The 13,664-nt window shown below is 36.9% G+C and carries 12 protein-coding genes and 1 tRNA gene; 8 read left to right on the top strand and 5 right to left on the bottom strand.

Features of this window, described 5'->3' with window-relative positions; translation table 11 throughout:
- Positions 1–122: 122 nt before the first annotated feature.
- Both QNJ66_RS18530 and QNJ66_RS18525 read right to left on the bottom strand, forming a co-directional pair.
- Positions 123–482, bottom strand: a complete 360-nt coding sequence (locus QNJ66_RS18530; protein WP_300509568.1) for a Rieske (2Fe-2S) protein — start codon at positions 480–482, stop codon at positions 123–125.
- A 6-nt stretch (positions 483–488) separates the two neighbouring features.
- Positions 489–680: a hypothetical protein gene (locus QNJ66_RS18525; RefSeq protein WP_300509567.1), complete on the bottom strand. Its 192-nt coding sequence runs from the start codon at positions 678–680 to the stop codon at positions 489–491.
- A gap of 697 nt (positions 681–1,377) precedes the next feature.
- On the opposite strand from QNJ66_RS18525, the gene QNJ66_RS18520 reads away from it, so the two are divergent.
- From QNJ66_RS18520 to ctpB, 3 genes are all read left to right on the top strand, one after another.
- Positions 1,378–1,902, top strand: coding sequence for a GNAT family N-acetyltransferase (locus tag QNJ66_RS18520; protein WP_300509566.1), 525 nt, complete (start codon positions 1,378–1,380; stop codon positions 1,900–1,902).
- A gap of 23 nt (positions 1,903–1,925) precedes the next feature.
- A tRNA-Pro gene (locus QNJ66_RS18515) sits at positions 1,926–1,999 on the top strand.
- A 223-nt stretch (positions 2,000–2,222) separates the two neighbouring features.
- A complete protein-coding gene (ctpB, locus tag QNJ66_RS18510) occupies positions 2,223–3,608 on the top strand; it encodes a carboxyl-terminal processing protease CtpB (protein WP_300509565.1) in 1,386 nt (461 codons plus the stop codon).
- Positions 3,609–3,781: 173 nt separating this feature from the next.
- On the opposite strand, the gene dprA is transcribed toward ctpB, so the two are convergent.
- Positions 3,782–4,924, bottom strand: coding sequence for a DNA-processing protein DprA (dprA, locus tag QNJ66_RS18505; protein ID WP_300509564.1), 1,143 nt, complete (start codon positions 4,922–4,924; stop codon positions 3,782–3,784).
- 188 nt (positions 4,925–5,112) lie between these two features.
- Positions 5,113–6,231, bottom strand: coding sequence for a DUF389 domain-containing protein (locus tag QNJ66_RS18500; RefSeq protein ID WP_300509562.1), 1,119 nt, complete (start codon positions 6,229–6,231; stop codon positions 5,113–5,115).
- Positions 6,232–6,367: 136 nt separating this feature from the next.
- Here QNJ66_RS18500 and QNJ66_RS18495 point away from each other — a divergent pair, with 136 nt between their 5' ends.
- Complete coding sequence (locus QNJ66_RS18495; protein WP_300509560.1) at positions 6,368–7,156, top strand: HAD hydrolase-like protein; 789 nt, start codon at positions 6,368–6,370, stop codon at positions 7,154–7,156.
- A gap of 621 nt (positions 7,157–7,777) precedes the next feature.
- On the opposite strand, the gene QNJ66_RS18490 is transcribed toward QNJ66_RS18495, so the two are convergent.
- Positions 7,778–8,194 carry a hypothetical protein gene (locus QNJ66_RS18490; RefSeq protein ID WP_300509558.1) on the bottom strand — a complete coding sequence of 139 codons (417 nt, stop codon included), beginning with the start codon at positions 8,192–8,194 and terminating at the stop codon, positions 7,778–7,780.
- Positions 8,195–8,315: 121 nt separating this feature from the next.
- Between QNJ66_RS18490 and QNJ66_RS18485 the strand changes: the two genes are divergently transcribed.
- From QNJ66_RS18485 to QNJ66_RS18470, 4 genes are all read left to right on the top strand, one after another.
- Positions 8,316–12,518, top strand: a complete 4,203-nt coding sequence (locus QNJ66_RS18485) for a tetratricopeptide repeat protein (protein WP_300509556.1) — start codon at positions 8,316–8,318, stop codon at positions 12,516–12,518.
- Positions 12,519–12,712: 194 nt separating this feature from the next.
- On the top strand, positions 12,713–12,955 hold the full coding sequence (locus QNJ66_RS18480; protein ID WP_300509555.1) for a type II toxin-antitoxin system HicB family antitoxin: 243 nt from the start codon (positions 12,713–12,715) through the stop codon (positions 12,953–12,955).
- The gene (locus QNJ66_RS18475; protein WP_300509554.1) at positions 12,945–13,157 is read left to right on the top strand and encodes a type II toxin-antitoxin system HicA family toxin; all 213 of its coding nucleotides are present in this window, start codon (positions 12,945–12,947) and stop codon (positions 13,155–13,157) included. The genes QNJ66_RS18480 and QNJ66_RS18475 overlap by 11 nt, the downstream gene beginning before the upstream one ends.
- 74 nt (positions 13,158–13,231) lie before the next feature.
- On the top strand, positions 13,232–13,516 hold the full coding sequence (locus QNJ66_RS18470; protein WP_300509552.1) for a DUF2442 domain-containing protein: 285 nt from the start codon (positions 13,232–13,234) through the stop codon (positions 13,514–13,516).
- Positions 13,517–13,664 lie beyond the last annotated feature (148 nt).

The following is a 13,664-nucleotide window of genomic DNA, read 5'->3' as shown; positions in this document are numbered from 1 at the left end:
TTCTATAGTTTATATTTCACCTTAATTGATAAAGAAACTAACAACAAAAAAGGCAATAAAAAGTATTTTTGGGGATAGAGACACTATTAAAAATGTCTCTATATATGGGAACAAAATAATATTTAACTATTACTTAACTCAACCCAAATACTCCCATTCTCTGTTTTAACTGGAAACACAGATAAAGCCTTTTCTTGAGAGATCATCCCCATAGCTTTTCCTACTAAAGGGGGCCAAGGTGTCCACTCTGTTACTGCTCCAGTTTTGAGATCAAAAGCACTACGGTGCATAGGACAAACTAAAGCACCATCTTCGTTGATTTTGGCTTTTTTTAAGGAAATCTTGAGATGAGGACAGCTATTTTTTACTGCATAATATTGTCCGTTATGATTCAACAATAATAAGTTATGGTTTCCCGTCTTTACCACTTGACGAGATCCCACTGGCAGATCATCAACAGCAAGCACTTTTGTCCAACTCATGGTTAATTATTTTCTATGGATCAGATCATCAGTGTAAGATTTTTCCGTTTTTTTGACCAGCAAATAGGAAGAGATTAAGCTTTCCCTTTCTTGTTCTCGACTAGCTAAAATGGAACCATCTAGAAAGGTATCAGGAAAAAGCCTACTGCCTTCCGAGGTACAAACCTCAGTCAAACACTCAAAGCAAGATCCCACCATTTGTTGAACACTACGCCAACTAAATCATAGATTATAGTTGGGGATTCTTTTTCACCGATTAAAGGTGTTACCGAGAAAGGTGGTGTCCTCACCGAACCGTAAGACTTTGGCTTACTAATCCCTCAGTAAAAGCAATATGATCGATATAGATAATTGCTTACAGGCAAAAGGTCGTGTCTCCGAATATAACTCTTAATTCTTTACCCTACCTTCTAAATATGCCTCGCCCAGTATGATAACACAAATTCTGCTTTTTGCCGGGCCCCATCTAAATCAAAGATTATAGATGGGGACTGCGCAAAAAATTTTGTTCAATTTTGTGAGAGAATAGTTCATAGGAACATAGTCACATAAGACATATCCTTATTTTGCCGGCATTACCCTGACTGGGTGAACTACAACACCCTCTATCCCATAGCTATCAAGCATTTGGGACTGCTTGTTATTGAGGGATTTGGTTTTCTTTTGATGCCTGATTATCTCGATCTGATGTGACCTGCTTTCCAGTACCTATAGAGTCGGATTGTTTACCGACTTCGCACCCCGGAAGGACTTTCACCCTAACAATTCAGATGTCATCGACTCTTAAAAACCCAATCTATCTGCTCTATATATTACCATAGATGACAATGTTTGACTATATTTCTGTTTAATGTTTATGATACGTAACTAAATAGGGGTTTTCTCTTTCAATCTAATGGTTTTTTGGAAACGATTGTTTAATACTACAGATACATCAAACACTGACCAGAAGTCCCAGTTTAAAGGGGAACCGGTCAACTTAAAGGACTGCACCGATGGTCAAACACGCATCTTTTTCACCCGAGAAAGAGAAATTGATCTCTATGAACTCGAAGAATTATGCGACGCTGTGGGATGGGCCCGTCGTCCCCTACGGAAAGTTAAACGCGCACTGACCTACAGTTTTATGGTGGTGTCGGCATGGGAAGTCAAAGGAAACCGTAAGCGTCTGATTGGGTTTGCTCGTGCAACTTCCGATCACGCCTTCAATGCCACCATTTGGGATGTGGTCATACACCCAAGGTTCCAGAATAAAGGACTAGGCAAAGGCATGATGAAGTATATGATTCGTCAGCTAAGAAGCGAAGATATTAGTAATATTACTCTCTTTGCCGATCCCCAAGTAGTTGAATTTTACCGTCGTTTAGGGTTTGTTCTTGATCCAGAAGGTATTAAAGGGATGTTTTGGTACCCAGATTAGGTTATAATAGGTGGGAGACGTTACGGGATGTAGCGCAGCTTGGTAGCGCGCCTGCTTTGGGAGCAGGATGTCGTAGGTTCAAATCCTGCCATCCCGATTGGTATAAACCCGATAGTTAACAATCGGGCATAATAAAAAATGCAACAAACTAAGGATTTTCACGAACTCTTAATTGAAATGAGCGTCATAATTTATTAAGAGCGTGTACCATAGTATGAAAATAGATGAAAGGGCTTACTTATGGTTCATTATCCCTTCATCTTTCATGGTTGCCTAACGTAAACTGCCTTTTGATTCTCGTTCGATATCAATAAAACACTATGAACAATATCATAAAATACTTGTGCCGTCATCACTCACTCTTGTTAGGTGGAACCCTAGCTACTATTTCTGTACACACTTTAGCCCTTCCTGTCAATAGTGCGCCAGAACCAGAAGTCCTAGAAAATAATCCTAAAGCCATTGTGGACGAAATGTGGCAAATTGTGAATAATGAATTTGTAAATCCAGATTTTAATCGGGTTAATTGGCAAGAAAAACGGAGAGAACTATTATCCCAAGATTACGATAGTCCAAAACAAGCTTATAAAGCCATTCGTGAAGCCCTAGAAGACTTAAGCGACCCCTACACTCGCTTTTTGCCTCCCAATGAATTTTCTGTCTTAACCAGTCAAACCAACGGAGAAGCATCGGGTATTGGGGTAAGATTAGCCATAGATAAACGTACCAGCGAAATTTATGTTGTGGAAGCGGTGAAAAATTCTCCCGCCATTAAAGCAGGATTAAAACGAGGCGATCGCCTGATTCGCATCAACGGCAAACCCACCGCTTTAATGAGCATAGAACAAGCACAAGAGGCCATTGGAGGGGAATTAGGTACAGAAGTCAGTTTACAACTTTCACGGCGAGGTAAAGGGATCTTTCAAGTCACTTTGGAACGGTCACAAATAGAGATTCCGGCCGTCACCTATAACCTCCAAGAAGATGGCCAGCATCGCATCGGTTACATTAAACTGGATGAGTTTAGTTCTCATGCCACCGAACAAATGAAACTGGCTATCGAAGACTTAGGAGAACAACAAGTATCTGGTTATGTTCTCGACTTACGGGGGAACCCAGGGGGTTTACTGTTTGCTAGTGTGGATATTGCTCGTCTTTGGTTGAAAAAAGGAGAAATTGTTAGTACCATTGATCGTAGAGGAGGCGATCGTCATTTCATGGCTAATAACACCGCTCTAACTGACTTACCCTTAGTTATTTTAGTCAATGAATGGTCGGCCAGTGCTAGTGAAATTTTAGCAGGGGCCCTCAAAGAAAACGGCCGCGCTACGGTAGTAGGGACTAGCACCTATGGTAAAGGTACAGTGCAGTCTGTTCATAACCTTTCCGACGGTTCCGGTTTAGCAGTAACCATCGCCCGTTATTATCCCCCCAGTGGCACGGATATCAACCAAAAAGGCATTAGTCCTAATGTTTATTTAGAATTGACCATGGAGCAAGAAGTTCGCCTCAAAAACGATCCTAGCTTGATGGGAACGGATGCTGATCCTCACTATACACGGGCCGTTTCTATTCTAAAAGGTAGCAGTCAACCTATTTCTTCCCCTGCCACTCCTAAACCGGTTGGCCTGCGTTGGGAAGAGTTACAAGAAACTATCAAAGATCCTGATCCCCGTTGGGAAAGAATGCAGGAAACAGTGAATTAAGGATAAAAACAATATTCAGCAATTGATCTGATTAGGGGTAGATGGTGACATCATACCCTTTTTTCATTGGGACTTAATTTAAGATAAAAATTACTCCCAGTCTCCCAGTCTCCCAGTCTCCCAGTCTCCAAGTCTCCAAGTCTCCCCACACCTCCCACACTCCCCACACTCAACTACACCCTCTGATACCGCATCCCTGGTAACTGAGTAACTAAACCTTCTAACTCCAGTTGTAATAACCCTCCTGATACCTGGGGAGTGGGTAAACCTGTTTTTTCCACAATGACATCAAAAGCAGTTGCTTCCGTAGCAATAGATTGAAATATTTTTAATAACTCAGGGTCTAACTGCGGTAAAGTTTCTTTTTTTTCAACTTTTTCCACCTTCTCTACATCAAATAAAGATAACTGTTTACCCTGATCTAATTCAGGAATAGCACCCAACATATCTAATAATTCATCCTCTCTGAGAATCATTTCTGCCCCATGATGAATTAATCTTAAACATCCTCTCGCTTGCGCAATATCAGGGGAGTTAGGCAACGTATAAACATCTCTGCAAAACTCGTTAGCGTATCGTGCCGTAATTAAGGCCCCAGACCTTTCCGGTGCTTCCATCACCAAAACTGCGCGACTTAACCCTGCAATAATGCGATTTCTGGCAGGGAAATGACGACGATCGCCTGAAGTCCCAGCAGGATATTCACTAATGATTAAACCTCGTTTTTGTAAGTCTCGATGTAACTGACGGTGATGACTGGGATAAACCACATCTATCCCCGTGCCTAACACGGCGATCGTCCTGCCACCCTCTTCTAAGCAGGCTTGATGGGCAATACCATCGATGCCTGCGGCCATGCCTGAAACCACCGTAAACCCGTGTTTAACCAAAGCGATCGTAATTTTACGAGTCCAACGACGACCATGATCAGTGGGGTGACGAGTGCCAACAATACCGACAATGGGAGCATTACCTTGATTTTCTAATAAATTGACCTGTCCTTGATAATAAAGCAAAGGAGGAGGACTGGGAATTTCTAATAATAAACGGGGATAATTATCATCGCTAGGGGTCCAAAATTGGGGATTTTCTTGTAAATGTTTTTCTAATAATTCGGAGGGATTGAGTTGCGCTTGCTGTTGTTCAATGGTTTTAAGTAATTTTGGTCCGATGCCTTCTATTTTTCCTAATGCTTGTCTAGGTGCATTCCAGGCAGTTTCTAGGCTACCAAACTCTGTCCAAACCCTTTTTAATAAGATGGGTCCAACTCCAGATATTTTTGACCAAGCTAACCAGTAAGCTGATTCTTGTTGCAATGTTTTCTCCTCATAAAGCTATTGATACATTTAGAAATAGTCATTTCATTTAACATTTATCATTCGTTTGGAAGTAGGCTTGAAACCAATATGTTCAATGTTCAATGTTCAATGTTTAATGTTTGGTCATAATTTTTTCACTCTTCTAAAAATCATGTCTATGGTATTTGAATAAAGTTAACTATCATTCAATCATCTTCAATAATACCTTGATATTCCCGTATTTTAACGGGACTTATTCTAATGTTTAAATCCATCGCATTAACCCCCATTCCTGATACAGTTTCAAAGAAACGTTCTTTAGTTGAATCTAAATGTTCATCTGTTAATAACCCTTGTGGTGCGTTAACCAAAATAGTGACGTAAGCGGTACTACCTTTCATATTCACACCGAGATAACGAACTTGAGTCATTTTCCAAATTTCAGGGCTATCTCGTCTCATGTGATTCATTTCTAAACTAAGACGATTAGAAACTAAAAATTCTCGTAGTGAGTTGCTCAAGGGACCGGATAAAATTCCCATAATTAATAACCAAATCAAAATGGTTTGAAAGGATTTTTTAAAACTGCCATAGGATTGAGATAAGAAGACCAAACAAGCAGTAAAAGTAATCCCTGCTAAATTAGCCATAAACAGTAAAAAAGCACCGGTGGATACATTGAGATTAGTAATAGAAAGTCGACCAATACCGGCAGCTAATTCACCCCCTATTCCTAAGCCAATACCTACCACACATAAAGGGGGAACCAAAGCAACAGCAATAGCTACTCCAGCAATGGAACTGCCAATACTTTGACGGGTTAAAGAAAAGGAACCGGCAGCACCAGCAACTATGGCAATACCCAAATCAATTAAGTTCGGAGAAGTTCGCGCCACAACTTCTGAGCCTACAACACTAATAGGCATTAAAAAACTAATCCAATAAGAGACTAAAATTACTGCTAAAACTCCTAAAAATACTGTTATCATTGAACGCTTATATAATTTCCAATTAGCCGTAACAATAGCAAAAGCCATGCTTAAAATAGGGTTCATTAAAGGTGCAACAATCATTGCTCCAATAATAACGGCAGGACTATTGGATAAAAGTCCTAAAGTTGCTAGTAAAGTTGCACAAATTAATAATAAAAAGAAACCAAAAGAAGGAATAGATGCTACTTCACGAGCATGAGCTATTTCTACTTCAGGAACTGCCTCTTCTAGATAAATTCGCCAACTTGCTGTTAAGGCTTTCCAGAAAACCCAAGGTTTACGAAATAGAGTAATTTTTAATAGTGATTGTAATAATTTGGGTCGTTTTTTCATAAATTTTTTAGGGTTGCTTAGTTTTTTTATAACATGAGAATTATATTTTATCTTAATTTACCTTATTGTGTAAAAATGTTTAAACTAAGTTAAACTTAATAGTAATGAATTGTAATAATTTTATCAAGGAATGATTATGACCAATACACCGAAAATTTTAGCTCTTGATTTTGATGGAGTTATTTGTAATGGGTTAAAGGAATATTTCCAAACTACCCTAAGAACTTATCAAAAAATATGGAAAGATTCTTCTGAAAATGATTTGGAAATATGGGCAAATTCTTTTTATAAATTACGTCCTGTCATTGAAACAGGGTGGGAAATGCCTATTTTATTACGAGCATTAGTATTAGAGTATGAACAAGAAAATATTGCGAGTAACTGGCATAATATTTGTTCGGAAATTGTTGAACAAGAAAACTTAAATAAACAGCAAGTAATGTTGCAACTTGATGGAGTTAGAGATCATTGGATTAAAACAGATTTAGATCGCTGGTTAGGGTTACATGAATTTTATCCAGGAGTATTAGAAAAGTTGGGTAAACTGTTAGATTCTTCTACGCTTTTATATATTGTCACAACTAAGGAAGGAAGATTTGTTAAACAGCTTTTAAAACAACAAAATTTATCTTTTCCTGAAGAGCATATTTTTGGCAAGGAAGTTAAACAACCAAAGTATGATACGTTACGTCAAATACTACAAATTAATCAAGAAAATCCTAATAATTTATGGTTTATTGAAGATTTATTGAAAACTTTAAAGAAAGTACAAAGTCAAGCTGATTTAATAGAAATTAAACTATTTTTAGCTAACTGGGGATATAATACGACACAACACCATCAATTAGTTCAGCAAGATAATACTATTTCTTTGCTTTCTTTAGATACCTTTTCTCAAGATTTTTCTGAGTGGATTAATTATTAATTAGTCTCTGAAAAATTTATCTTTTAGGGTGGGCAAAGATTGTAAAGATTATGATACTTTTAGATAAGTGTTTAATTTGCCCACCTCACCGTCTTCAACATCTATCTCTAAAAAATCACCCGTTTATATATAATTAAAAGTTATACAAAATTACAATAACAAAGAAAATAAAAATATTCGCCTCTTGTTACATTTCTCAATGTGTGAAAATTATTATCAATAAGCAACGAGTTTACGGGCTTGTGGTATGATCTTAGAGACTGATAATTGTGGCTTAGTATATCTGCTTTTAAAACAAGTCTGAATATTCCGATTATTCCGTTGCTGGAAACTGCAAACTATCTCAAAATAAGGGTTATTAGGGAAAATATAGGAACTTTTTTGAGCAATTGTACTAAATTTGAGTAAACGAATGTAAAGCAGAGCTTGACAAAATACACAAAACAAGCTTTGTGGTGGTTTCGATGGCCGTTGACCCCTAAGTAGATTAATGTAACATATAGGAATTAGATTTCAGTGATAAAGGATTTAACAGTGTTAAACCCCTACAAATCAATATTGTAGGAACATAATATTATTATGTCCTAATCTGTTTTCGTGTATCATTCGGTGATTGCTATATTATTGGTCGTTTTCTGTATAGTTACAAAAAACATCTATGCCAACTTTTAATATCCATAACACTATCATTGTGGCTAAACCTGTATCTAGAGGTAACTGACATTTATCGATAATAGATACAATAATTCCTGTAATAATAGCGGTTTCTTTGGGGTTTTTACGTAAGCTTTGAATTTCGCTTTTTAAACTATCATTTTTATTACAAATTTCTTTGTGGAGAACAGTTAAAGTGATTTCCCATAAGGATTTATTTCCGTATTGAATAGTTCCATTTTTCTCTTTAAATAACTCATTGAAAGCTGTTTCTATATCTCCATCTTCTGTCAAAATCATGTCAAATGCTGTTTCTGTTGCTTCATCTTTTGGCCATTGTTCTTGCCAATATTCTATGTCTGATAAGCTTAATTTTGTGGTCATAATTAATTTTATTGTATTGTAGGGTGGGCATTGCCCATCTTATTGTTTATTATATATCAAAGGTAGGTTGGGTTGAGGGACGAAACCCAACAATCAAACCCATCAATTAATTAAAATTATTATGTCATTAATTATCATACGAGAAGAAGAGAAAACAGAAACAGGATTTTCTGCACGTTTAATTATTAATAATAAGGAATATCCCATTACAGTTTCAGATCCTTTTACAAAGCAAGATGAAACGATTTTAGAATGGTATTTTGAGGGGTGGTTAGTCACTCCCATGTTAAATACTGAAACTGCTAAAAAAGCAGCAGATAGTGTTAATAAGTATGGTTTGTCTTTATTTGAACAGGTTTTTAAGCAAGATTTTGATCTTTATAGTGATTACCGTCAACTAAGACCTAAAATAAATCAGATCGCTTTTGAAATTCAAAGTAAAACCCCTGAGTTTCAAGCGTTGCATTGGGAAGCGATGAAAGATCCTGATTTGTCTCGGCCTTTTGCGGTAGATTGTTTGATGACTCGTCGTTTAATTAATCCCATTAATATTAATATTAATATTCCTGTTTCTCCTGTTATCAATTTATTAGCGGTGATCGCTCGACCTGATGAAGATAGTGATGTGGGTTATCGGACAATTTCCCGTCCTTTGGTAGAGTTAATTGAACAAGGGAATCTGAGGGTTAATCTGGATATTTTACGTCCTGGTACTTATGAAAGTTTATGTAAGCATTTGGAAGATAAGGGCAGTAACTATTATCATATTATTCATTTTGATCTACATGGTGGGTTGATGACTTATGAGCAGTTCCAAGAAGGGGTAGAAAAGAGTCGTTATTTTTATCAACGGGGTTATGGTTTAGATGATTTAGAAGCTTATGAGGGTGTGAAAGCGTTTCTATTTTTTGAAGGGGAAAATAAAGGAAAAGCTGTTCCTGTAGAAGCAGCAGAGTTGACTGCTTTATTAACTGGTAAAAATATTCCTGTTTGTATTCTTAATGCTTGTCAATCTGGGAAACAGATAAGGCTTGACAAAACGGAAGAAATAGAAGAAAATAAAATTACTGTGGGAAAAGGTGCGCGCCTACAGTATAGTAATGAAACCAGTTTAAGTAGTCGTTTGTTACAGGCAGGAATGCAGATGGTTGTAGGGATGTCATATTCTGTGACTGTTTCTGCTGCAAAGCTGATGATAAAAGAGTTATATGGACAGTTATTTAACAATCAACCTATTACTGAAGCCATACGATTAAGTCGTTTGGAGTTATATAACAATAAACAGAGACAAGCTTATTTTAATGAGATTATTGATCTCGAAGACTGGTTACTTCCCGTGGTGTATAAAAATCAACCGGTTAACTTTAATTTACGGGAGATGACACCAGAAGAAACAGAAAAATATTACACCGACTTAGAACAATCATATCGTTTCCCTTTACCTATTTATGGTTTCGTGGGACGGGACTTAGAGATACTGAAAATAGAAAAGTCTTTGTTGAAACATAATGTCTTGTTATTGCAGGGAATGGGAGGAACTGGAAAGACTACCTTATTGAACTATTTACGGGAATGGTGGACAAAAACCAATTATGTGGACAAGATATTTTACTTCGGATACGATGAGACAGCTTGGACAGTAGAACAGATTATATTTAACATCGGACAGCAGTTATATGATAAGTATAAGTTTGCTACATTCCAAGCAATGGGAGACGCTGCAAAATTAGGAAAATTGATTACAGACTTAAGATCCCATGATCATGTTTTAATTTTAGACAACTTAGAATCAGTCACGGGACAACCTTTAGCGATTCAAAATACGTTAGATAAAGATGAACAGCAAAAACTCAAATATCTCTTACAACGGTTGAAGGGAGGAAAGACAAAAATAGTTTTAGGATCTCGTAGTGATGAAAGTTGGTTAAAAGATGTTTATACCCACAACAATATTATCTATCGTTATCCCTTACAGGGGTTAGATAAGGAGTCAAGAACCGAACTTGCAGAAAAAATACTCGATGCAATGATTCCTAACCCCAAAAAACGAGAGAAGGTGAAATCAGATGATAATTTTGAACGGTTAATGAAGCTTTTAGCAGGATATCCTTTGGCAATGGAAGTTGTCTTAGGAAACTTGAAAACCCAAACCCCAGAAGAAATATTAAACGGGTTACAATTAGCAGATGTTAACTTAGATACAGAGAGTGAAAATAAGACAGAAAGTATCCTCAAGTGTGTTGAATATTCCCACAGCAACCTCTCACCCGACGCACAAAAATTATTGTTATGTTTAGCCCCTTTTAGTAGTTTTATTGCTCGGGAAGTAATACCATTATATGTTGAAGAATTACAAAAATTAGAACCATTTAAGGATTATCCTTTTGAACAGTTTGATGAAGCGATATCAGAAGCCATACATTGGGGTTTGTTGTCTCCAATGTTATTGGGCGATCCTCCACAACCAGAAGAACGGTTATTAACCATTCAGCCAGTTTTTCCCTATTTCCTGAAAACTAAAATAAAAGAATTAGACAACGAAACTCAGGAAGCATTACAAGAAGGGTTTAAGAATCATTATATTGGTTTAGCTAGGTATTATTTTAATTTATTGCAGTCAAAAGAAGCTAATGAAAGACAATTAGGGATAGGGTTTTGTCGTCTAGAATATGAAAACTTGTTTACAGGTTTACAAATATGTTTGGAGAAACAGGAGAAGATTGATATATATCAGTGTTTAGACCAATACTTAAATGCGATCAATGACTATCAATGTAATTTGAACTTGCAAGAGTTTGTTTGTCAGGCGATCCAAAATTATTCCTCAGATGCAAAAGAAACTAACTTAGGTTTAGATATCGTTATTCCTTTTATACAAAGAGGTAATAGCTATCTAGAACTACAGCAATATGAAGCCGCAAAAAATGCTTATTTAGAAACTATTGATTTATTAGAGTCTTTAAACAATGTAGATGAACAAGAAAAACAAAGCCAATTAGCAGGAACTTACCGCAATTTAGGAAGAGTAGCGCAAGAGTTAAGGGAATGGGATCAAGCAAGAAACTATTACCAACAAGCTTTGTCTATCTTCATTGAATACGGCGATCGCTACTCTCAAGCAGTAACCTACGGACAATTAGGAATATTAGCGCGGGAATTAAGGGAATGGGACCAAGCAAGAAACTATTATCAACAAGCTTTGTCTATCTTCATTGAATACGGCGATCGCTACTCTCAAGCAGTAACCTACGGACAATTAGGAATATTAGCGCGGGAATTAAGAGAATGGGACCAAGCAAGAAACTATTCTCAACAGGCTTTGTCTATCTTCATTGAATACGGCGATCGCTTCTCTCAAGCAAAAACCTATCACGAGTTAGGAATAGTAGAGCAAGAGTTAAGGGAATGGGATCAAGCAAGAAACTATTATCAACAAGCTTTGTCTATCTTCATTGAATACGGCGATCACTATTCTCAAGCTGATACCTACCACAACTTAGGAATAGTAGAGCAAGAGTTAAGGGAATGGGACCAAGCAAGAAACTATTATCAACAAGCTTTGTCTATCTTCATTGAATACGGCGATCGCTACTCTCAAGCTGATAACTACTATCAGTTAGGAAGAGTAGCTGAGGAATTAAGGGAATGGGACGAAGCAAGAAACTATTATCAACAAGCTTTGTCTATCTTCATTGAATACGGCGATCGCTACTCTCAAGCTGATACCTACCACCAGTTAGGAAGAGTAGCGCAAGAATTAAGGGAATGGGACCAAGCAAGAAACTATTACCAACAAGCTTTGTCTATATATGTTGAATACGGAGATCTCTACAAACAAGCTTCTACCTACCAAAATTTAGGAATACTAGCGCACAAGTTAAGGGAATGGGATCAAGCAAGAAACTATTACCAACAAGCTTTGTCTATCAAAATTGAATACGGCGATCGCTACAACCAAGCAGGAATCTACCATTGTTTAGGATCTATGGCCTATGACTCAAGAAACCTAGAACAAGCAGAAACTTATTACCAACAAGCTTTGTCTATCAAAATTGAATACGGCGATCGCTACTCTCAAGCTAAAACCTACCACCAGTTAGGACAAGTCGCAGAAGCAATGGAAAACAGAGACGACGCTAAAAATTATTACTTACAAGCATTACAAATATTTGTTGATTTGAACGATGAATACGGGTTAAGCATTTCCTTACCCAAAATTAAACGGTTTTATCAAGAAACCCAAGATGAAAGCATCTTAGAAGTAGTTGCGTCTTTATTTAACACCACAGTTGAGGAGGTTGGGGAGGGTTTTAACAATGGATAATGGACAATGGATAATGGATAATTAATTAATTCGATTTATAATAGCGATCGCATTTTGATCCCGTAGGGGTTTAACAGTGTTAAACCTAGAATGTCTATTGCTTCCGTTAGAACAAAAAAACGATACCAAAAGAGGAACAGTTATAAACAGTTATATTTGTCATTGGGCATAATGGTATTATGCCCCTACAGGATATGGATACTCACAAAAAAGCCATGAAATGTTTAAACGACTATACAATTATTTTACGTCCTGATGATAATGGAACTTATGTTGCCTATATTCCAGCGATTAAGGGATGTCACGCTTGGGGAGAAACCCCTGAAGAAGCAAAATCGGAATTAAACCACGTTTTTGCAATGATTTCTGAAGAATATAGAGAAGAAGGCAAAAATTTACCCGATGATGTCGAAATAACCGTTTCTTATGCCAGCTAAAGCCAAAACCCTCAAAAAAGTTGCCCGAAAATTAGGCTTTGAGAAAGTACGACAAAAAGGAAGTCATGGCCGTTGGAAACATCCTGATGGACGTGCAACCACCATTCCTATTCATGGTAATGCTGAAATTGGTGGTTGGCTATTTAAGCAAATTCTAGAACAATTAGGCATTACAGAACAAGAATTTAATCAACTTAAGTAGAGATATTTTTGATTATTCATCCTATTGAACTTCATTGATACACTATGCCAGAGATTAGTCGTTTAGAATAAGCCATGCTAAAAGACATTATTGAAGTCAAACCACTAGAGAATTATCAACTTTACCTTAAATTTGAAGATAATCAAGAAGGAATTATTAATCTTGAAGAAATTATTGAGTTTGTTGGTATTTTTCAACCTCTAAAAGACTTAGCTTTTTTTAAAACTGTCAAAATTAATCCTGATTGGGGAACAATTTATTGGGAAAATGGGGCTGATTTAGATCCAGATGTACTTTATTCTATTATTACCGATCAGCCTCTTGAAATTGCAGAGATAAATGACTTACAAGCTATCTAACTAGGTGAGTATAATTGAACTACCCCAACTTTAGAAGTTGGGGATTCTTTACACGATAAAGTATCGTCTTGGAGCGTCCAAAAGCCCCTCTAATACCTCTCTCTTTTCAAAGAGATTGGCTTTACTTTTACGTCCAATGTTAGCAGAA

Origin of the sequence: Crocosphaera sp. (genome assembly GCF_030064895.1) — a bacterium.
Taxonomy (GTDB): domain Bacteria; phylum Cyanobacteriota; class Cyanobacteriia; order Cyanobacteriales; family Microcystaceae; genus Crocosphaera.
Note: the sequence above shows the minus strand (reverse complement) of the source record. Positions and strands in the feature narration are given on the sequence as shown.